Origin of the sequence: Massilia agri (assembly GCF_024753255.1) — a bacterium.
In the GTDB taxonomy this organism is placed as follows: domain Bacteria; phylum Pseudomonadota; class Gammaproteobacteria; order Burkholderiales; family Burkholderiaceae_D; genus Telluria; species Telluria agri.
Window position 1 is genome coordinate 580,819 of sequence record NZ_JANUHA010000001.1, and the last position, 17,301, is coordinate 598,119.

Genomic DNA, 17,301 nt, shown 5'->3' on the forward strand with positions numbered 1-17,301 from the left:
TCGTTTAGCCAGGAAGGAAGACCATGAGCATCGCTACCTGCAATCCCCTCCTCGATTTTTCCGGCCTGCCGCGCTTCGACCTGTTCAAGCCGGAACACGTCACGCCGGCCATCGAGCAACTGATCAAGGATGCCGCCGAGGTGGTGGCCAAGCTGGAAGCCCCGAGTGACCAGGTCACGTGGGACAACTTCGTGGTGTCGCTCGAGGAAGCCACCGAACGCCTGGGCCGTGCCTGGGGCGTGGTCAACCACCTGAACCACGTGCGCGACACGCCCGAGCTGCGCGCCACCTACAACGAAAACCAGCCCAAGGTCACCGAGTTCTGGACCTCGCTCGGCCAGAACGAGGCGCTGTTCGCCAAGTACAAGGCCCTGCGCGCGAGCAGCGAGTACGACAGCCTGTCGCCGGCGCGCAAGCGCATCGTCGAGAACGCCCTGCGCGACTTCCGCCTGGGCGGCGCCGAGCTGCCCGAAGACAAAAAGCAGCGCTTCGCCGAGATCCAGGAACAGCAGGCTGCGACCTCGACCCGCTTCTCGCAGAACGTGCTCGATGCGACCAACGACTACAAGCTGCTGGTCGAATCGGAAGAAGAACTGTCCGGCATCCCGGACGACGTGAAAGCCGCCGCCCGCGCCAGCGCCGAAAAGGACGGCAAGGCAGGCTGGCAATTCAGCCTGCACTTCCCCTCCTACTACCCGGTGCTGCAGTTCTGCGACAACCGCTCCTTGCGCGAAACGATCTACCGTGCCAGCGCCACCAAGGCATCGGACGCGGGCACCATGTTCAGCAAGAGCGCCGAGTGGGACAACACCGCCAACATCGTGAAGCTCCTGCAACTGCGCCACGAAGAAGCCCAGTTGCTCGACTACGCCAACTTCGCGGAAGTCTCGCTTGTGCCGAAGATGGCGGAAAGCCCGCAGCACGTGGTCGAGTTCCTGGAAGACCTGGCCAGGCGCGCCCGCCCCTTCGCCGAGAAAGATTTGGAAGAGCTGCGCAGCTTCGCCAGGACCGAGCTGGGCATCGAAGAGCTGCAGTCCTGGGACGTCGCCTACGCCTCGGAAAAACTGCGCGAGCAGCGCTACGCCTTCTCCGAGAAGGAAGTGAAGGAATACTTCCCCGAACCGAAGGTCGTGCAGGGCCTGTTCGACGTCATCCAGGGCCTGTTCAGCGTCCAGATCAAGCCGGACGATGCGCCGGTCTGGCACCCTGACGTGCGCTTCTTCCGCATCGAACGCGATGGCGAACTGGTTGGCCAGTTCTACCTCGACCTGTACGCGCGCGAAGGCAAGAACCAGGGCGCCTGGATGGACGACGCGCGCGGCCGCCGCCTCACCACGGGCGGCATCGTGCAGACGCCGATCGCCTACCTGACCTGCAATTTCACGCCTCCCGCCCTTGTCGACGGCAAGCTGCAGCCTTCGCTCTTCACCCACGACGAAGTCATCACCCTCTTCCACGAATTCGGCCACGGCCTGCACCACATGCTGACCGAAGTCGAGGAGCTGTCGGTGTCGGGCATCTCGGGCGTCGAATGGGACGCCGTCGAACTGCCGTCGCAGTTCATGGAGAACTTCTGCTGGGAGTGGGACAAGCTGCAGCAGATGACGGCACACGTGAAGACGGGCGAGCCGCTGCCGCGCGCCCTGTTCGACAAAATGACGGCGGCGAAGAACTTCCAGTCGGGGATGATGACCCTGCGCCAGGTCGAGTTCTCGCTGATCGACATGCACCTGCACTACGACTTCGACCCGAAAGCCGAGCGCACCGTGCAGGAGCTGATCGACGATATCCGCAAGCAGTTCGCGGTCCTGATTCCGCCGAGCTTCAACCGCTTCCAGCACTCCTTCGGCCACATCTTCTCGGGCGGCTACGCGGCCGGCTACTACAGCTACAAGTGGGCCGAGGTGCTGTCCGCCGACGCCTACGCCGCGTTTGAAGAAGCGATCGAAGTGGGCAACCTCGTCGAAACCGGCAAGCGCTTCCAGCGCGAGATCCTGGCGGTGGGCGGCTCGCGACCGGCGCTGGAATCGTTCAAGGCCTTCCGCGGCCGCGAACCCTCGATCGACGCCCTGCTGCGCCACAGCGGCATGAATGGCTGATGTTTCTCCGGGCGGCCAGGCGCCGCCCGTTTCATACTGAGCACCATGAACACACGCGTCGACTTCCACACCAACATCCCGGACAAGCTGGCCTACGCCTGCCGCCTGGCGCGCAAGGCCTATTCCAGCAAGGCCAGGGTCGTGCTGCTGGCCGAGGATGCAGCCCAGGCCGAGGCGCTCGATGCCGCGCTGTGGAGCGTGTCGGACACCGACTTCATCCCGCACGTGCTGGCCGGCGATCCGCTGGCGGCGCAGACGCCGGTCATCGTCACCTTCGATGAAGCCGCTGCCCTGCCCCACTACGAGATGCTGGTCAACCTCACCCGCCGCACCCCCGCCACCGTCGACCGCTTCGCCCGCGTGTTCGAGATCATCTCGACCGACGAAACGGATGCCGCCGAAGGCCGCAAGCGCTACGTCGCCTACAAGAAGCAGTCCTATCCCCTGACCCACTTCGTCGCAGGACAGTCATGAGCCAGAACGCTTACGATGCAAGCATCCCGGTACTCACTGAAGTCGTCACCGACCCGGGCGCAGCCGCGGCGTCCGCCCCCGAACCGGTGGCCGAACGCCTCGAGCGCCGCGCCACCGAGCGCTGGACCGGCGAGGAATGGAGCGTGCTGGAACGCCGCGTGACCGAGCGCGTGCTCCAGCAACTGCAGGGCCGGGTCGACTTCGTCCTCGAGCAGCGCGTACGCGACGCCATGGCCGACGCCATGCAGCGCACACTCGAGAGCTTCACGACCGACCTGCGCGAAGGCTTGCACGAAGCGCTGGGCGAGATCGTCAGCCAGGCCGTGAGTCAGGAAATCGCCCACCTGCAAACGCTCGGCAAATAGATTCCCCTGCTCGTGGGATGGGCGACGCCGTCCCCACGCTTCGGCTAAGATTGCAAACTCTGCAATCCATCCGGCCCTTCCTGTGAACCGAAAGATCCTCATCGCGGCGCTCGCGGGCGCAGGCGTCGCCATTGCCGGCGCCGTCCTCTACTTCACCGACACCATCGAGCGCCAACCGGGCGCCCTGGCCGTGTTCACGCCCAAGGCCGCGAAGACCGTGCCCTTCTGGCCGGCCCGCGTCACGACCCTGGCCGGCGACGGCATTCCGGGCGCCCTTGATGGCCCGGCCGCGTCGAGCCGCTTCGACGATCCCTTCGGCGTCGCCCTCGACAGCAAGGGCAGGATCTACATCGCCGACGCCGGCGACACCAACCGCATCCGCACCATCGCGCCCGACGGCACGGTCGCCACCTTCGCGGGTAGCGGTGAAGGTTTCGCGGACGGCGTGGGCACGGCGGCGGCCTTCCACACGCCCTCCAGCATCGCCTTCGACCACGAGGGCAACCTCTACGTCGCGGACACCGGCAACCACGCGATCCGCAAAATCACGAAGGACGGCACGGTCACCACCCTGGCCGGCAACGGCACGCGCGGCGACAACGACGGCATTGGCCGCGCGGCCCGCTTCAACGGCCCGGTCGGCCTCGCGGTGGACGATACCGGCATCGTGTGGGTGGCCGACACCTACAACGACCGCATCCGCCGCATCGGCCGCGACGGCAACGTGAGCACGATCGCCGGCGGCGCCAGGCCCGGCAACGCGGACGGCATTGGCGCGGCTGCGAGCTTCGACACCCCGAGCGCGATCGCCGTGACGACCAACGGCACCCTCTACGTGGCCGACACCGGCAACAACGCGATCCGGAAAATCACGACCGACGGCACGGTCACGACTATCGCCATGCCGCTAGACGGCGAGCGCCGCCCCGTACTGCGCCGCCCGGTCAGCCTGGCGCTTACCCGCGACGGCTACCTCTACATCGGCGCCAGCGCGGGCGGACGCATCCTGCAACTGACTCCCGAGGGCGAGTACCGCGCCCTGCAGGATGCCGACGTGCCGCCGTCGAGCGATGGCTTCGGCCCCGACGGCACCGTGCAGCTCTACGGCCCGCGCGGCATCGCGGTGGAACGCGACGGCAGCCTGGTCGTGGCCGATGCCCAGGCCCATCGCCTGCACCGCCTCGCCAGCCCGCGCCCCAATGAGGCGGCGCCGGCGCGGCCCCGGCCGGTGGCCGTGCGGCGCGAGGCGCCGATGCCCTGGCCGGTCGGCCCACAGGACATGGTGCACGAGGTCGTCGGCGTGATGGGTGAAGTGCGCGGCAGCTACACGGGAGAGAACCGCGACCACTTCCACGCCGGCCTCGACGTGCGCGCCGACGTCGGCGCCAAAGTGCTGGCCGTGTTCCCCTCCAAGGTCTCCGACCCCTACGCCAACTGGGGCTTCGACACCCTCAGCGAGGGCCTGAGCCTGGGCCCGCTGTCTTACATCCACATGCGCGTCGGCCGCGACAGCCGCGGCAAGCCGCTCGATGCGCGCTTCCAGCTCCTGCTCATCGAGGAAGGAAAGGCGCGCGGCAAGCCCGAGCTCGTGCGCGTGCCGCGCGGCACCCGCTTCGCGGTCGGCGATCCGCTCGGCACCATCAATGCGATGGCCCACGTCCACCTCGACTATTACCAGGGCGGCGCGGTGGTCAATCCGCTCACCCTGCCCTTCGTCGGTTTCACGGACACCGTCGCGCCGCGCATCAACAGCATCGCCCTGTTCGACAGCACGGGCAAGCGCCTGCGTGCGCCGCAGGGCACGCGCAAGAAGCCCGTGCTCGACAAGCGCCTGCGCGTGCCGCGTTCGCTGGGCGAGGTGAATATCGTCGTGGACGCCTATGACCAGGTGGACGGCAACCTGGCGCGCCGGCGCCTGGGCCTGTACAAGCTCGGCTACCAGCTGCTGCGCCCGGACGGCAGCGTCGTCCCCGGCTACGAGCGGCCCCTGATCACCCAGGTCTACGACCGCCTGCCGCGCAACCCGGACGCGGTCAAGGCCGTCTATGCGCCCAGCAGCGGCATCACGGTCTACGGCAGCAAGTCGACCCAGTTCGCCTATGCGCTGGACAGCCGCCTGCAGGACGGCGAAGTGAAGACCGGCAGCTGGAAGGTGGGCGCGCTCGCCCCCGGCGAGTACATCCTGCGCGTGTACGCGGCCGACTACGCCGGCCAGGTGGCGCTCGAAGGCCGCGACCTGGCCCTCGTCATCGAATAAGCCGATACGGAACATTTGGCCGGCCCCCGGTCGGTGGGAGTAGGATTCCCATCATGACTCCGAGGAGGCTACCATGGACCGATATGACGTTCTCATCGCCGGTGCGGGCCCGACCGGCATGGTGCTGGCGCTCGCGCTGGCCAAGCAGGGCATCCGGGTCTGCATCGTCGACAAGGCGGACGCGCCCGGTACCACCTCGCGCGCGATGGCCGTGCAGGCGCGCACGCTGGAGCTGTACCGCCCGGTGGGCCTGGCCGACGAGGTGGCAGGCGCAGGCCGCCCCAATCCCTGCATCAACCTGTGGGTGCGCGGCAAGCGCCGCGCCCAGCTCTCGCTGCGCGACGCCGGCGCGCGCCTGACGCCCTACCCCTACGTGCTGATCTATCCGCAGGACGCGCACGAGCAGCTGCTCGTGCGCCACCTCGAGGCGGCCGGCGTGACGGTCGGGCGCCGCACCGAGCTGGCCGGTTTCGAGGAGCGGGAAGACCGCGTGCTGGCCAGCCTGCGCCGCGCCAGCGGTGAAGACCTGCAGGTCGAGGCGCGCTACCTGGCCGGCTGCGACGGCGCGCGCTCCTTTGTCCGGCGCCAGCTGGGCACGGGCTTTGCCGGCGGCACCTACGACCACCTGTTCTACGTGGCCGACGTGCAGGCGCGCGGCAAGGCCGCCAACGGCGAGATCCACCTGTCGCTGGAAACCTCGGACTTCGTGATCCTGCTCGGCTACGACGACGCCGGGCGCGCGCGCCTGGTCGGCACCATCCGCGACGAGCGCGGCGAGGCGGGGGCGCTCAGCTTCAACGACGTCAGCCACCGCGCCATGGCCAGCCTGGGCCTGGAAGTCGAGCAGGTGCACTGGTTCTCGACCTACCGCGTGCACCACCGCGTGACCGACCATTACCGCAGGGGCCGCGCCTTCCTGCTGGGCGATGCCGCCCACGTGCACAGCCCGGCCGGCGGCCAGGGCATGAATACGGGCATCGGCGACGCCATCAACCTGGCCTGGAAACTGGCCGCCGTGGCGCGCGGCGAGGCGCCGGACAGCCTGCTCGACACCTACGAACGCGAGCGCATCGCCTTCGCCCGCAAGCTGGTGGAGACCACCGACCGCCTGTTCAGTTTTGTCACCGCGGAGAGCGGCTTCGCCGACTTCGTGCGCACCCGCATCGCCCCGACCTTCGCCAGCGCGGCCTATGGGATCGGGCCGGTGCGCGAGATGATCTTCCGGATCCTCTCGCAGACCACGATCAACTACCACGACAGCCCGCTGTCGAGCGGCGTGGCCGGACGGGTGCAGGGCGGCGACCGCCTGCCCTGGGTGGCCCGTGAAGAACAGGATAACTACGCGGCGCCGGCCAGGATCGACTGGCAGGTGCACGTCTACGGCCAGGCCTATCCGGACCTGCGCGCCTGGTGCGACCGGCACGGCATGATCCTGCGCGAGTTCGACTGGAGCCCTGCGCACGACGAGGCCGGCTTTTGCCGCAATGCCGGCTACCTGCTGCGGCCGGACGGCTACGTCGCCCTGTGCGACCCGGGCGCTTCCGCGCAGGCCCTGGAAGACTACTTCTGCGACCTCGACTACCGGCGCTTCCGGGTCTGCGAACCTAAACAGGCCGCTCTATGAATACAGCATAAGCTGTCGGCTTGACACTAGAAATATGTAGACATCGATGTCTACTTAATCTATCGTCGAGGCATTCCTTCCCTACCTGGAGTGCCTCGCATGCTGAAACGATTCGCCGCCGCCCTGTCGCTGGCCGCCACCTTTCTTCCCGCCGTGGCGGCCGACTTGCCCGCTCATCCCTTCATCCACGTCACTGCGGGCGCCGAGTTCTACGTGATGCCCGACATCGGCGAGATCGACATCGACATCACCTCGCTCGAGACGGATCCCGACACCGCCTGGAAGGAGGTCAATGCCCGCCTCGAGGAAAGCCGCGCGCTGTTCGCCCAGCACGGCGTGGCGCCGGAAGACGTGCTCGTGCAGGACATCGTGCGCCGCCCGCGCAAGGTCGAGGTGCTGCCGGAAGGCCAGCCGCTGCCGATGGAAACCCGCGTCTCGATCCACCTGACCGTGCGCGACCTGTCGCAGTGGACGCCGCTGATGCGCTCCGTGCTGGTGATGAAGAATATCGAATCGCTGGCGGTGTCCTTCAACCGCAGCGACCGCGACAAGATCGAGACCGACCTGCTGAATGAAGCGCTGGCCAAGGCCAGGCTCAAGGCGCAACTCATCGCCAAGGGCCTCGGCGCCAGGCTCGGCCCGGCGACCGGCGTGTCGGTCGAACCTTTGAAAAACCTGTCCAATTCCATGGGCATGTCCAGCGACCCGTATGCGCGCAACGTCGGCGACCGGCGTGCGCCGCCGAAAGGCGCGGAGATGGCGCTGGTGGCGGCGATGCGCCTGGCGCAGATGGCCGATGTCATTTACCGGATCGGCGGCGCCCCGGCTCGCAAATGATTGTGTAGGGTGGACCGGAGCGCGTAGCTGGCTCCGCCGTCCGCGCGTTCAAACTTCAGTATCACTCAGGCACAATGAGCCTCTGCGCGGAAGTGAGTTGAACGCGCGTTCGGCATAGCCGAACACCCTACAAAAACAAAGCGCGCTCTGCTCACACAGGCGCGCTTCTTTCATTGCGGAACGATGCAGCTTATTTCTGCGTCAGCACCCATTTCACCAGGCTGCGGGCTTCGGCCTCGCTCACCTGCGGGTTGGCCGGCATCGGCACCGGGCCCCAGGTGCCCGCGCCGCCCTTCATGACCTTCTGCACCAGCTTGTCCTCGGCGCCCTTCTGGCCCGCGTACTTGGCGGCGACGTCCTTGTAGGAGGGGCCGACCAGCTTGTTGGCGACCGCATGGCAGGCCATGCAGTTCTTGGCTTTCGCCAGGTCGGCTTGTGCGAACGCGCTGGTGGACGCGAAGGCCGACAGTGCTACACACAACAACAAAGACCGTTTCATTTGTTTCTCCAGGTTCATAACATCTTCATTCTACCGTGAATTTCCACAAGGTCCATGGGGCGAAACACTCTGTAGCCGTGGATACACTCTGTAACGCACGTGCGTAGCGATGGCTGTCACGGCCGCGCAACGCCGGGCTTTGATACGGCGGCTACCCGGATTGAATTTTTCCACACGGCATCATTTTATTTGTAAGATGGCTGCCTAAGGAGTTTATCCATGCCCCTCATCCTCTTGATCGCCGCCCTCTGCGGCTTGCGCTTTTTCGAAGTCTGGCGTTTCGCCGACCTGTCCTGGTGGTATATCGTCGGGCTGATGGTGGCCGCCTTCATCTGGTTCGAGTTCATCGAAAAGATGCTCGGCCTCGACAAGAAGAAGGCGCACAACGTCGACAACCAGCGCCGCGAGGCGCGCGTGAAGAACGCCTTCGACAAGAACGGCAAGCGTCGGTAAGTTATCTCCCCGATACCGCAGGGTGATATGCTGCACATATCACCGGGTCCATCCCATACACTGCGCGTATCAATGAACTTCGAACTCCGCCAGCTCCGCCACTTCGTCACGGTCGCCGAGGAACTGCACTTCGGCCGCGCCGCCGAGCGCCTGCACATGACGCAGCCGCCCCTGTCCCAGAGCATCGCCAACCTGGAAAGCCAGCTCGGCGCGCCGCTGTTCCTGCGCAACCGCCGCCAGGTCACGCTCACGCCGGCCGGCAGCGCCCTGCTCCCCGAAGCCCGGCGCCTGCTCGAGGATGCCGAGGCCTTGCCGGGCCTGGTCCGGCGCGTGGCCGGCGGCGAAGCGGGCCGCCTGACCCTGTCCTTCGTGTCCACCGCCGACTACAGCATCCTGCCCGGCATCCTGCAGCGCTACCGCGCCGCCTTCCCCCAGGTCCAGCTGGTGCTGCGCGAGGCCACCACCGACGTGCAGGCCGAAGAGCTGCTGCACGGACGCATCGACGCCGGCTTCGTGATCCCGCCCCTGCCCGGCCGCCTGGACGCCGCGGTCGCCTACCGCAAGGTGCTGGAAGAGCCGCTGATCCTGTGCGCGCCCGCCGACCTGGATGGCTTGCAGGACGAAGGCCCGGTCAGCCTGCGCGACCTGCCGCCGCTGCCCCTCGTGATCTTCCCGCGCACCCTGGCCCCGCTGCTGCACGACGCCATCCTCGCGACCTTCCGCGCGGAGGGCCTCACGCCCGTGATCGGGCAGGAAGCGATCCAGATGCAGACCATCGTCAGCCTGGTCTCCGGCGGCATGGGATTGGCACTTGTGCCACAATCCGTCTCGAACCTGATGCGCGCGGGCGTGCAATACCGTCCCCTGCGCACGCCCACGCCGCTGGCCGAGCTGGGCGTGGCCTGGCGCCGCGACAGCGAATCGCCCGTGCTCAGGGGCTTCCTGGATTTGATCGAACAATAGAGAAAAGCGAGAAAGAATAGACATGCTAGTACACCCGCAGCCGGATCCCATCGCCTTCGCCATCGGACCGGTGCAGATCCATTGGTATGGCCTGATGTACGTGGTCGCCTTCGCCCTGTTCCTGATCCTGGGACGGGTGCGCATCAGGCAGCCGCACATCGCGGCGCAAGGCTGGAAGGCCGAGGACCTCGACGACATGCTCTTCTACGGCATGCTGGGCGTGGTGCTGGGCGGGCGCCTGGGCGAGGTGCTGTTCTACCAGCCGCTCTACTTCCTCCAGCACCCGCTCGAGATCTTCATGGTCTGGCGCGGCGGCATGTCCTTCCATGGCGGCTTCCTGGGCGTGCTGATCGCGATGGCCCTGTGGGCGCACAAGCGCAAGCGCAACCTGCTCGACGTCTACGATTTCATCGCGCCGATGGTGCCGCTCGGCTATGCGGCCGGCCGCCTGGGCAACTTCATCAACGCCGAGCTGCCGGGCCGTATCGCCGACCCCAGCCTGCCCTGGGCCATGCTGTGGCCGGGCGTCGAAGGTCCGCGCCACCCGTCGCCCCTGTACCAGATGCTGCTCGACGGGATCGTCGTGTTCCTGATCCTCTGGCCCTATGCGCGCAAGCAGCGCCCGCGCCTGGCGGTCGGCGCCATGTTCACCCTGCTGTATGGCTGCGCGCGCTTCACCACCGAGTACTTCCGCGTACCGGACTGGGAAACCACCGTGTTCGGGCTGCCGATCACCTCGGGCCAGGTGCTGTCGCTGCCGATGATCGTCGCCGCCCTGGTCATGCTGGCCTGGGCCTATCGCCAGGCCCCGACGCGCGCGGCGCACGCGTAACACCTGTTCAGGCGGGCACTAAGGCCCGCCGTAGTTCTTCCAGGGAGGCGGGCTTGGTCAGGTGCAGGGAAAAACCTGCCGCCATCGCCTGCGCCACGTCCGACTGCTGGCCGTAGCCGCTCAGCGCCACCAGCTTCAAGCCCGGCTCCTTGTCGAGCAGGCGGCGCGCGAGCGCATAGCCATCCATGTCGGGCAGGCCGATGTCGAGGATGGCCACGTCGGGCGCCTGGCGCGCCGCTTCCTGGATCGCCTCTTCTCCGGTCGCCGCCACCCGCACGGTGTGGCCCATGTTCTCGAGCAGCGCGGCGGTCGCCACCACGGCGTCGTAGTTGTCGTCGACCAGCAGCACGTCCAGGCGCGCGGGCGCCGCCTCGACCGTGGCTTCCTGTCCGGATTGCGCCGCCTCGCCCAGCGGCAGCCAGACCTCGAAGCGGCTGCCCTTGCCTTCGCCCTCGCTGAATGCCTTCACGGTGCCGCCATGCAGCTCGACGATGCGGCGCACGATCGCCAGGCCGAGCCCGAGCCCGCCGGTATTGCGCGCCAGCGGCTGCGGCGCCTGGAAGAAGGGTTCGAAGATCCGCTCCAGCATCGCCACGCTCATGCCGGCGCCGTCGTCGCACACGGCCAGGCGCGCCATGCCGTCGCGGGCGTCCAGCGAGACGCGGGTGCTGTCCCTGCCGAAGCGCGCCGCGTTCGACAGCAGGTTGTTCAGGACCTGCGCGAGGCGGGCCTCGTCGCCGTGCACCCAGAGCGACCCTGGCGCCACCAGCTCCGGCTGCCGGCCGGGGAATGCCGCCACCGCATGGCGCACCAGCTCCGCGAGATTCAGGGGCTTCAGTTCGACCTGCAGCTTGCCGCTGGCGATGCGCGAGACGTCCAGCAGGTCGTCGACCAGGCGCCGCAGGTGGTTCACCTGGCGCCGCATGATGGTGCGCTCGCGCTGGCTGCCCGCTTCGCCCCGCATGTCCATCAGGTCGAGCGAGGCGACGATGGGACTGAGCGGGTTGCGCAGCTCATGGCCCAGCATGGCGAGGAATTCGTCCTTGACCCGGCCGGCGGCGCGGCTGTCGCCGAGCGCCGTCTCCAGGGAAGCCAGCAGGCGCGAACGCTCGGCTTCGTGCGCCTCGCGCCGGGCGGCGGCGGCAAGGAGCGCCTCCTGCATCTGCACGATCTCGCCGATGCGCGAGGGCGCCACTTCCACCTTCTCGCCCGCGCCGAGCGCCGCGGTGCCCTGCTGCAGGCTGAGGAAGGTGCGCACGATGCGGTGCGAGAGCAGCGACGCGATCAGCAGGCAGGCCAGCAGCGAGGCCGCCAGGCCGGCCGCATAGAAGGTCAGGCCCTGCAGGGAGGCGGGCGCCAGCGCGGCGGTGGCCACGCCGATCGCCACCGACCAGCCGTAGCGGGAGCGCGCGAACGCCGTGGTAACGGATTCGCCTTCGAGGGTGGTGGTACGGCCAACCGCTTCCGCTCCGCCCTCGCGCATCAGTTTCACGAGGGACGGGCTGGGCGGGCTGCCGACCAGCTGCGGCTGCCCCTTGGAGCGGGCCACGATGGCGCCGCCGACGTCCATGATCGCGAGCACCGAGCTGGCCGGCACCTTCTGGCGCTCGATCACGCGCAGCATGCGGTCGGGCTTGATCACGGCGCTGAGGATGTAGTCGCGGCCCAGGCTGTTCTCGACCGGCACACGCACCGGGAAGGCCGCGCGGCCGCCCTTGCCGCGCACGACGCTGCCGGCCACCGGCTGGTGCAGCTCGATGGCGCGCCGCAGGCTGGCCGGATCGGCCACGGGGCCGTCCGGGGCGCCGTAGGGCGCCGTGGTACGGAACAGGATGGCGCCGCCGGTATCGCTCAGGAACACCGCCAGCCATTCCGGCTGCGCCGCCACCTGGGCGCTGGCGAAAGCGTGGAATCCGCGCAGGTCGCCGCCGGCCAGCACCGGTGTGCGGCCCATGGCGGTGAGCGTCCCGACCGAGGCATCGAGTTCGGCGTCGACCGCGCTCGACAGCGCGCGCGCCAGGTCGAGCAGCGAACGTTCCTGCTCGCGCTGCTGGTAGTCGCCGACCAGGTGGAGGCCCCAGACGCCCAGCAGGGCCAGCGGCAGCAGCCCGAGGGCCGTGAGCAGGACCAGCAGGCGGCGGAGCGAAACTGTGGAAGCCTGGCGCGGCATGCGGGGGCCCAAGTGAAAAGGGCCATTATAGGCAAAAACGGACGCGGCAATGCCGGGCCGCGCCTGCCCCGGCCGAACTTAGTCGAAATCCTCGGCCAGGTTCTTCCAGCCGCGGCTCTTGGCGAAGGCCGTGAATTCCTCGGGCGCCTCGAGCACGATCAGGCGGCTTTCCTGCAGGCCCGGATCGCTGTGGCCGAAGTCCGGCCCCTTGTAGCCCAGCGCACGCAGGCGCTCGACGATCTGGCGCAGCAGCACCGTGTCCTTGTAGGCGCCGGGTTCGAGCCTGGCCTTGAAGTCGACGTAGACGTCGATGATGCCGTAGCCTTCGTCGAAGATACGGATCGCCTTCACGTCCAGCAGGCGGCCGGCGCCGTCCTTCACCTGGAAGGGGCCGGACAGTTCGATATCGGAATCAGTAGTCATGGCCCCAGCATACCACTTAGCGCGCAGCCAGGTGGTGCGCGACCAGGGCATTGGCGTGCCCATGGCCCAGCCCATGCTCGGCCTTGAGCCAGGCCACCAGCTCCATGTGCTTCTTGCCGGACTGCGTGTCCAGCAGCCCGAACCAGTGCGCGACCGGCTGGCCGTATTTTTTCTCGATCGAGGGGAAGTAGGATGCGGGACCCTTGACGTCGGCTTGCGTGCTCATGATGCTCTCCTTTTTGCTTGATAATAGCGCCATTCAACAGCACGACGATCGGCGCGGCCGGGATTCGACATCTGACCGGAAAAATCGAATGAAGAAAGCGGGAGGGGCAAGGCGATACCGGTGGTGGCTGGCAGGGGCGGCGCTCGTCCTGTCCGCGCTGGCCGCATGGACCATCATGTGGCGCCCCGCCCTGCCCGAGCGCGGCGGCTCCCCCGGCTCCTTCGATGCGGACCAGGTCCGGCGCGGCGCCAACCTGGCCCGCCTCGGCATGTGCGCCGCCTGCCATACCGCCGACGTGGCAAAGCCCTTCGCCGGCGGCCTGGCCCTCGCCACGCCCTTCGGCACCGTCTACAGCACCAACATCACGCCCGACGCGCGCACCGGCATCGGCGCCTGGACCGTCGAAGCATTCACGCGCGCCATGCGCCAGGGGGTCGCGCGCGACGGCCGCCTGCTCTACCCGGCCTTCCCCTACACCCACTACACGAAGCTGGGCCAGGGCGACATCGACGCCCTGTACGCCTTCTTCATGACGCGCCCGGCCATCGACGCCCCGGCGCGCGAGAACCGGATGCGCTTCCCCTTCGGTTTCCGCCCCCTGGTCGGATTCTGGAACCTGCTCTACCTCGACGAATCGCCCTGGCAGGCGGACACCCGCCAATCAGCCCAATGGAACCGCGGCGCCTACGTCACCCATGCGCTGGCCCACTGCGCCGCCTGCCACACGCCGCGGGGCCTGCTGGGCGGGCCCAGGCTCAGCCGCCAGTTCGACGGCGGCGAGGCCGAGGACTGGTATGCGCCGGCGCTTGACGCGCAATCGCCTTCGCCGCTTCCGTGGACGCGCGAGCACCTGGGCGAATACCTGCGTACCGGCATCGCTCCCGGCCACGCGGTAGCGGGCGGCCCGATGCAGGACGTGGTCGTGCAGCTCGGCCAGGCCGACCCGGAGGACGTGCGGGCCATCGCCGCCTACATCCACGGCTACCTGGCCCAGGCTCCTGCACGCGTCCTGCCTGCGCCCGGCCCCCTGCCCGCTCCCGCCGCCAGCGAACCCGACGCCCGCATGCGCCTCGGCCACGAGACCTATGTCATGGCCTGCGCGCGCTGCCACGACGCCGGCCGCGCGTCCAGCTCGGGCGGGGCCCTCCAGCTGCAACAGGCCGTGGCCCTGTACGACCCGGATCCGCGCAGCCTGATCCACATCGTGCGCGAGGGCATCACGCCGCCGGACGGCGAGCCGGGACGCTTCATGCCGGGCTTCGCCACCATCCTGAACGACGAACAGCTCACCGCGCTCGCCGCCTACCTGCGGCGCTACGGCGCCAAGGCGGAGCCTTGGGAAGACCTCGAGGACAGCGTGAAGAAGACGAGGACACCATGACGAAGTACCGCCTGCAGGTCAACGGCAAGCCGCACGAGGTCGATGTCGACCCGGACACCCCGCTGCTCTACGTGCTGCGCAACGACCTGAAACTCAACGGCGCCAAGTTCGGCTGCGGCATGGGACAGTGCGGTTCCTGCACGGTGACGGTCGACCGCGCGCCGGTGATGTCCTGCCTGCTGCCGGTGTCGATGGTCGGCCCGCGCGCCATCCGCACCGTGGAGTCGCCGGGCACGCGCTGGGTGCCGGGCGTGGTGCTGCGGCAGGCCTTCGTGGAAGAACAGGCGGCCCAGTGCGGCTACTGCATCGCCGGCATGATCATGCGCGCCACCGCCCTGCTCGACGCGGTGCGCGAGCCGACCGATGCGCAGATCCGCGCCTGGATGCAGCCCAACCTGTGCCGCTGCGGCACCCATCTGCGCATCCTGCGCGCGGTGCGGCGCGCGGCCGATGCCCTGACGGCGGCGCCCGCAAGGAAGAAGCGATGAGCGGCATGCCCACACACCCATCGCGCCGGCGCTTCCTGAAAAGCGGCGGCGCGCTCACGCTGTCCTTCGCGCTGCCGCTGCAGGCAGCCAGCGATGAAGGGTTGCCGGGCAGCCTCGATAAAGCCCCGTGGCTGGACGCCTGGATCCGGGTCGGCGCCGACAACCGCGTCACGGTCTTCACCGGTAAGGCGGAACTCGGCCAGGGCATCAAGACCGCCCTGATGCAGGTGGCCGCGCACGAGCTGCGGCTCGACCCGGGCCGCATGATGCTGGTGAGCGCCGACACCGAACGCACGCCCGACGAAGGCTATACGGCCGGCAGCCATTCGATGCAGGATAGCGGCACCGCCCTGCGCCACGCCGCAGGCCAGGTGCGCCAGCTCCTCTACGAGCGCGCGGCCGCGCGCCTGAAGGCGCCTGTCGATTCCCTGCTGTTGTCCAACGGCGTGTTCCGCAGCCGGGACGGGCGGCGCGTGAGCTTCGCCGAACTGGTGGCGGGCAGCGACCAGCACGTGCGGGCCACGGCCTTTCTTCCCGCCTCGAATCCTCCGGCCCCGGGCACGCCGCGCTATTCGGGCATCAGCCTGCCGCGCCTCGACATTCCCGCCAAGGTCGCGGGCGGCCTGATCTACGTGCACGACCTGCGCCTGCCGGCCATGGTGCATGCGCGCGTGGTGCGCCCGCCGTCGCAGGCCGCGCAGCTGGTGGGCGTCGACACGTCGGAGGTGATGCGCATGCCGGGCGTGCTGGAAATCGTGCGCGACGGCCGCTTCCTGGCCGTGATCGCCGACGAGGAGTGGCGCGCGGTGAAGGCCGCTGCCGCCCTTGCGCGCGCCACGCGCTGGGAGGCCCCGGCCGCGCTGCCGGGCGGACGCGACATCGCTTCCATCGTGCGCGGCCTGCCCGGCGAACGGCAAGCCGTGCTGGCGCGCGGCACGCCGGGCGCGGCCGGCAAGACCCTGCGCGCCACCTACACCCGCCCCTTCCAGCTGCACGCCTCGATCGGCCCCTCCTGCGCCGTGGCCTCGCTGGAAGAAGGCCGCTACACCGTCTGGACCCACTCGCAGGGCGTCTTCCCCTTGCGCCGCGCGCTGGCCGAAGTGCTCGGCGCGCCCGAACAGGCGGTGCACTGCATCCACATGGAGGGTTCCGGCTGCTACGGCCACAACGGCGCCGACGACGTCGCGGCCGACGCCGTGCTGCTGGCGCGCGCCTTCCCCGGCCTGCCGGTGCGGGTGCAGTGGATGCGCGAGGAAGAACACGGCTGGGAGCCCTATGGTCCCGCCATGGTGGCGGACGTGCAGGCCACGCTGGGCCCGGACGGCATGATCGCCGACTGGCAGTACGAGGTCTGGAGCCAGTCGCATAACACGCGGCCCGGCAAGGCCGGCAACCTGCTCGCCGCCACCCACCTGGCGCGCCCCTTCGCGCCGCCGGCGCCGAAGCCCATCCCGCAGCCGGAAGGCAGCGGCGACCGCAATGCCGTGCCCTATTACCTGCTCCCGAATGCGCGCGTGGTCCACCGCTTCCAGCCGCAAGGCGTGCTGCGCACCTCGGCGCTGCGCTCGCTGGGCGCCTACTGCAATGTGTTCGCGATCGAGAGCTTCATGGACGAACTGGCGCAGGCGGCCAGGCGAGACCCGGTGGCTTTCCGCCTGCGCCACCTGGCCGACCCACGCGCCATCGAGGCTGTCAGGACGGCGGCCGCGAAGTTCGGCTGGGACGCTTACAAGCGCAAGCCGGGACGGGGCCGCGGCTTCGCCTTCGCCCGCTACAAGAACCTGGCCGCCTACTGCGCTGTCGCGCTGGAAGTCGAGGTGGCGCTGGACACCGGCTTCGTGCGCATCGTGCGCGCCGATGCGGCCGTGGATTGCGGCGAAGTCGTGAGCCCGGACGGGGTGCGCAACCAGATCGAGGGCGGCATCATCCAGTCGTCCAGCTGGACCCTGCTGGAGCAGGTGCGCTTCGATGCCAGGGAAGTGCTGGGCCGCGACTGGGCCGGCTACCCGATCCTGCGCTTCAACCAGGCGCCCGACAAGGTGGCGGTGCACCTGCTCGACCGGCCGGGGCAGCCCTTCCTGGGCACCGGCGAAGCGGCGCAGGGCCCGGCGGCGGCGGCGATCGCCAATGCGGTGGCGGATGCCTGCGGCGCCCGGGTGCGCGACCTGCCGCTCGACCGCGCCCGCATGCGCAGCTTCAGTCTGTAGGGT

At 68.7% G+C, this 17,301-nt stretch carries 16 protein-coding genes; 12 read left to right on the top strand and 4 right to left on the bottom strand.

Annotation, left to right across the window (positions count from 1 at the left end; translation table 11 throughout):
- The first annotated feature begins 23 nt into the window (after positions 1-23).
- The 6 genes from NX780_RS02670 (at position 24) to NX780_RS02695 (ending at position 7,656) form a co-directional block, all read left to right on the top strand.
- A complete protein-coding gene (locus tag NX780_RS02670; protein ID WP_258826313.1) occupies positions 24-2,099 on the top strand; it encodes a M3 family metallopeptidase in 2,076 nt (691 codons plus the stop codon).
- Between the two features lie 45 nt (positions 2,100-2,144).
- Positions 2,145-2,573: a DNA polymerase III subunit chi gene (locus tag NX780_RS02675; protein WP_258826314.1), complete on the top strand. Its 429-nt coding sequence runs from the start codon at positions 2,145-2,147 to the stop codon at positions 2,571-2,573.
- Positions 2,570-2,938: a DUF2486 family protein gene (locus tag NX780_RS02680; protein ID WP_258826315.1), complete on the top strand. Its 369-nt coding sequence runs from the start codon at positions 2,570-2,572 to the stop codon at positions 2,936-2,938. The genes NX780_RS02675 and NX780_RS02680 overlap by 4 nt, the downstream gene beginning before the upstream one ends.
- A gap of 82 nt (positions 2,939-3,020) precedes the next feature.
- Positions 3,021-5,195, top strand: a complete 2,175-nt coding sequence (locus NX780_RS02685; RefSeq protein WP_258826316.1) for an NHL repeat-containing protein — start codon at positions 3,021-3,023, stop codon at positions 5,193-5,195.
- Positions 5,196-5,268: 73 nt separating this feature from the next.
- Positions 5,269-6,819, top strand: a complete 1,551-nt coding sequence (locus NX780_RS02690; RefSeq protein ID WP_258826317.1) for an FAD-dependent oxidoreductase — start codon at positions 5,269-5,271, stop codon at positions 6,817-6,819.
- Between the two features lie 99 nt (positions 6,820-6,918).
- On the top strand, positions 6,919-7,656 hold the full coding sequence (locus NX780_RS02695) for an SIMPL domain-containing protein (protein ID WP_258826318.1): 738 nt from the start codon (positions 6,919-6,921) through the stop codon (positions 7,654-7,656).
- A gap of 190 nt (positions 7,657-7,846) precedes the next feature.
- Here the strand turns inward: NX780_RS02695 and NX780_RS02700 are convergent, their stop codons facing one another.
- The gene (locus NX780_RS02700) at positions 7,847-8,155 is read right to left on the bottom strand and encodes a c-type cytochrome (protein ID WP_258826319.1); all 309 of its coding nucleotides are present in this window, start codon (positions 8,153-8,155) and stop codon (positions 7,847-7,849) included.
- A gap of 219 nt (positions 8,156-8,374) precedes the next feature.
- On the opposite strand from NX780_RS02700, the gene NX780_RS02705 reads away from it, so the two are divergent.
- The 3 genes from NX780_RS02705 (at position 8,375) to lgt (ending at position 10,403) form a co-directional block, all read left to right on the top strand.
- Positions 8,375-8,608 (top strand): TIGR04438 family Trp-rich protein, encoded by a 234-nt coding sequence (locus tag NX780_RS02705; RefSeq protein ID WP_258826320.1) that lies wholly within the window; start codon positions 8,375-8,377, stop codon positions 8,606-8,608.
- Between the two features lie 72 nt (positions 8,609-8,680).
- Entirely contained in the window at positions 8,681-9,571 is an 891-nt protein-coding gene (locus tag NX780_RS02710; RefSeq protein WP_258826321.1) for a LysR family transcriptional regulator, read from the top strand.
- A 22-nt stretch (positions 9,572-9,593) separates the two neighbouring features.
- Positions 9,594-10,403: a prolipoprotein diacylglyceryl transferase gene (gene lgt, locus NX780_RS02715; protein ID WP_258826322.1), complete on the top strand. Its 810-nt coding sequence runs from the start codon at positions 9,594-9,596 to the stop codon at positions 10,401-10,403.
- A 7-nt stretch (positions 10,404-10,410) separates the two neighbouring features.
- Here the strand turns inward: lgt and NX780_RS02720 are convergent, their stop codons facing one another.
- The 3 genes from NX780_RS02720 to NX780_RS02730 all read right to left on the bottom strand — a co-directional run bounded on the left by NX780_RS02720 (position 10,411) and on the right by NX780_RS02730 (position 13,222).
- Positions 10,411-12,573: a hybrid sensor histidine kinase/response regulator gene (locus tag NX780_RS02720; protein ID WP_258826323.1), complete on the bottom strand. Its 2,163-nt coding sequence runs from the start codon at positions 12,571-12,573 to the stop codon at positions 10,411-10,413.
- A gap of 78 nt (positions 12,574-12,651) precedes the next feature.
- Positions 12,652-12,996 (bottom strand): hypothetical protein, encoded by a 345-nt coding sequence (locus tag NX780_RS02725; protein ID WP_258826324.1) that lies wholly within the window; start codon positions 12,994-12,996, stop codon positions 12,652-12,654.
- Between the two features lie 16 nt (positions 12,997-13,012).
- The gene (locus NX780_RS02730; RefSeq protein WP_258826325.1) at positions 13,013-13,222 is read right to left on the bottom strand and encodes a DUF4287 domain-containing protein; all 210 of its coding nucleotides are present in this window, start codon (positions 13,220-13,222) and stop codon (positions 13,013-13,015) included.
- Positions 13,223-13,310: 88 nt separating this feature from the next.
- On the opposite strand from NX780_RS02730, the gene NX780_RS02735 reads away from it, so the two are divergent.
- From NX780_RS02735 to NX780_RS02745, 3 genes are read left to right on the top strand one after another with little or no spacing between them, the layout of a single operon-like run.
- Complete coding sequence (locus tag NX780_RS02735) at positions 13,311-14,603, top strand: c-type cytochrome (protein ID WP_258826326.1); 1,293 nt, start codon at positions 13,311-13,313, stop codon at positions 14,601-14,603.
- Entirely contained in the window at positions 14,600-15,091 is a 492-nt protein-coding gene (locus tag NX780_RS02740; protein WP_258826327.1) for a (2Fe-2S)-binding protein, read from the top strand. The genes NX780_RS02735 and NX780_RS02740 overlap by 4 nt, the downstream gene beginning before the upstream one ends.
- A gap of 5 nt (positions 15,092-15,096) precedes the next feature.
- Complete coding sequence (locus NX780_RS02745; protein ID WP_258826328.1) at positions 15,097-17,298, top strand: xanthine dehydrogenase family protein molybdopterin-binding subunit; 2,202 nt, start codon at positions 15,097-15,099, stop codon at positions 17,296-17,298.
- The last annotated feature ends 3 nt before the right edge of the window (positions 17,299-17,301 follow it).

What these genes read in the sequence shown, in the direction of transcription:
- NX780_RS02670 (WP_258826313.1), top strand. Translation starts at nt 24, where the DNA reads ATGAGCATCGCTACCTGCAATCCCCTCCTCGATTTTTCCGGCCTGCCG.
- NX780_RS02675 (WP_258826314.1), top strand. Translation starts at nt 2,145, where the DNA reads ATGAACACACGCGTCGACTTCCACACCAACATCCCGGACAAGCTGGCC.
- NX780_RS02680 (WP_258826315.1), top strand. Translation starts at nt 2,570, where the DNA reads ATGAGCCAGAACGCTTACGATGCAAGCATCCCGGTACTCACTGAAGTC.
- NX780_RS02690 (WP_258826317.1), top strand. Translation starts at nt 5,269, where the DNA reads ATGGACCGATATGACGTTCTCATCGCCGGTGCGGGCCCGACCGGCATG.
- NX780_RS02695 (WP_258826318.1), top strand. Translation starts at nt 6,919, where the DNA reads ATGCTGAAACGATTCGCCGCCGCCCTGTCGCTGGCCGCCACCTTTCTT.
- NX780_RS02700 (WP_258826319.1), bottom strand. Translation starts at nt 8,155, where the DNA reads ATGAAACGGTCTTTGTTGTTGTGTGTAGCACTGTCGGCCTTCGCGTCC.
- NX780_RS02705 (WP_258826320.1), top strand. Translation starts at nt 8,375, where the DNA reads ATGCCCCTCATCCTCTTGATCGCCGCCCTCTGCGGCTTGCGCTTTTTC.
- NX780_RS02710 (WP_258826321.1), top strand. Translation starts at nt 8,681, where the DNA reads ATGAACTTCGAACTCCGCCAGCTCCGCCACTTCGTCACGGTCGCCGAG.
- lgt (WP_258826322.1), top strand. Translation starts at nt 9,594, where the DNA reads ATGCTAGTACACCCGCAGCCGGATCCCATCGCCTTCGCCATCGGACCG.
- NX780_RS02720 (WP_258826323.1), bottom strand. Translation starts at nt 12,573, where the DNA reads ATGCCGCGCCAGGCTTCCACAGTTTCGCTCCGCCGCCTGCTGGTCCTG.
- NX780_RS02725 (WP_258826324.1), bottom strand. Translation starts at nt 12,996, where the DNA reads ATGACTACTGATTCCGATATCGAACTGTCCGGCCCCTTCCAGGTGAAG.
- NX780_RS02730 (WP_258826325.1), bottom strand. Translation starts at nt 13,222, where the DNA reads ATGAGCACGCAAGCCGACGTCAAGGGTCCCGCATCCTACTTCCCCTCG.
- NX780_RS02735 (WP_258826326.1), top strand. Translation starts at nt 13,311, where the DNA reads ATGAAGAAAGCGGGAGGGGCAAGGCGATACCGGTGGTGGCTGGCAGGG.
- NX780_RS02740 (WP_258826327.1), top strand. Translation starts at nt 14,600, where the DNA reads ATGACGAAGTACCGCCTGCAGGTCAACGGCAAGCCGCACGAGGTCGAT.
- NX780_RS02745 (WP_258826328.1), top strand. Translation starts at nt 15,097, where the DNA reads ATGCCCACACACCCATCGCGCCGGCGCTTCCTGAAAAGCGGCGGCGCG.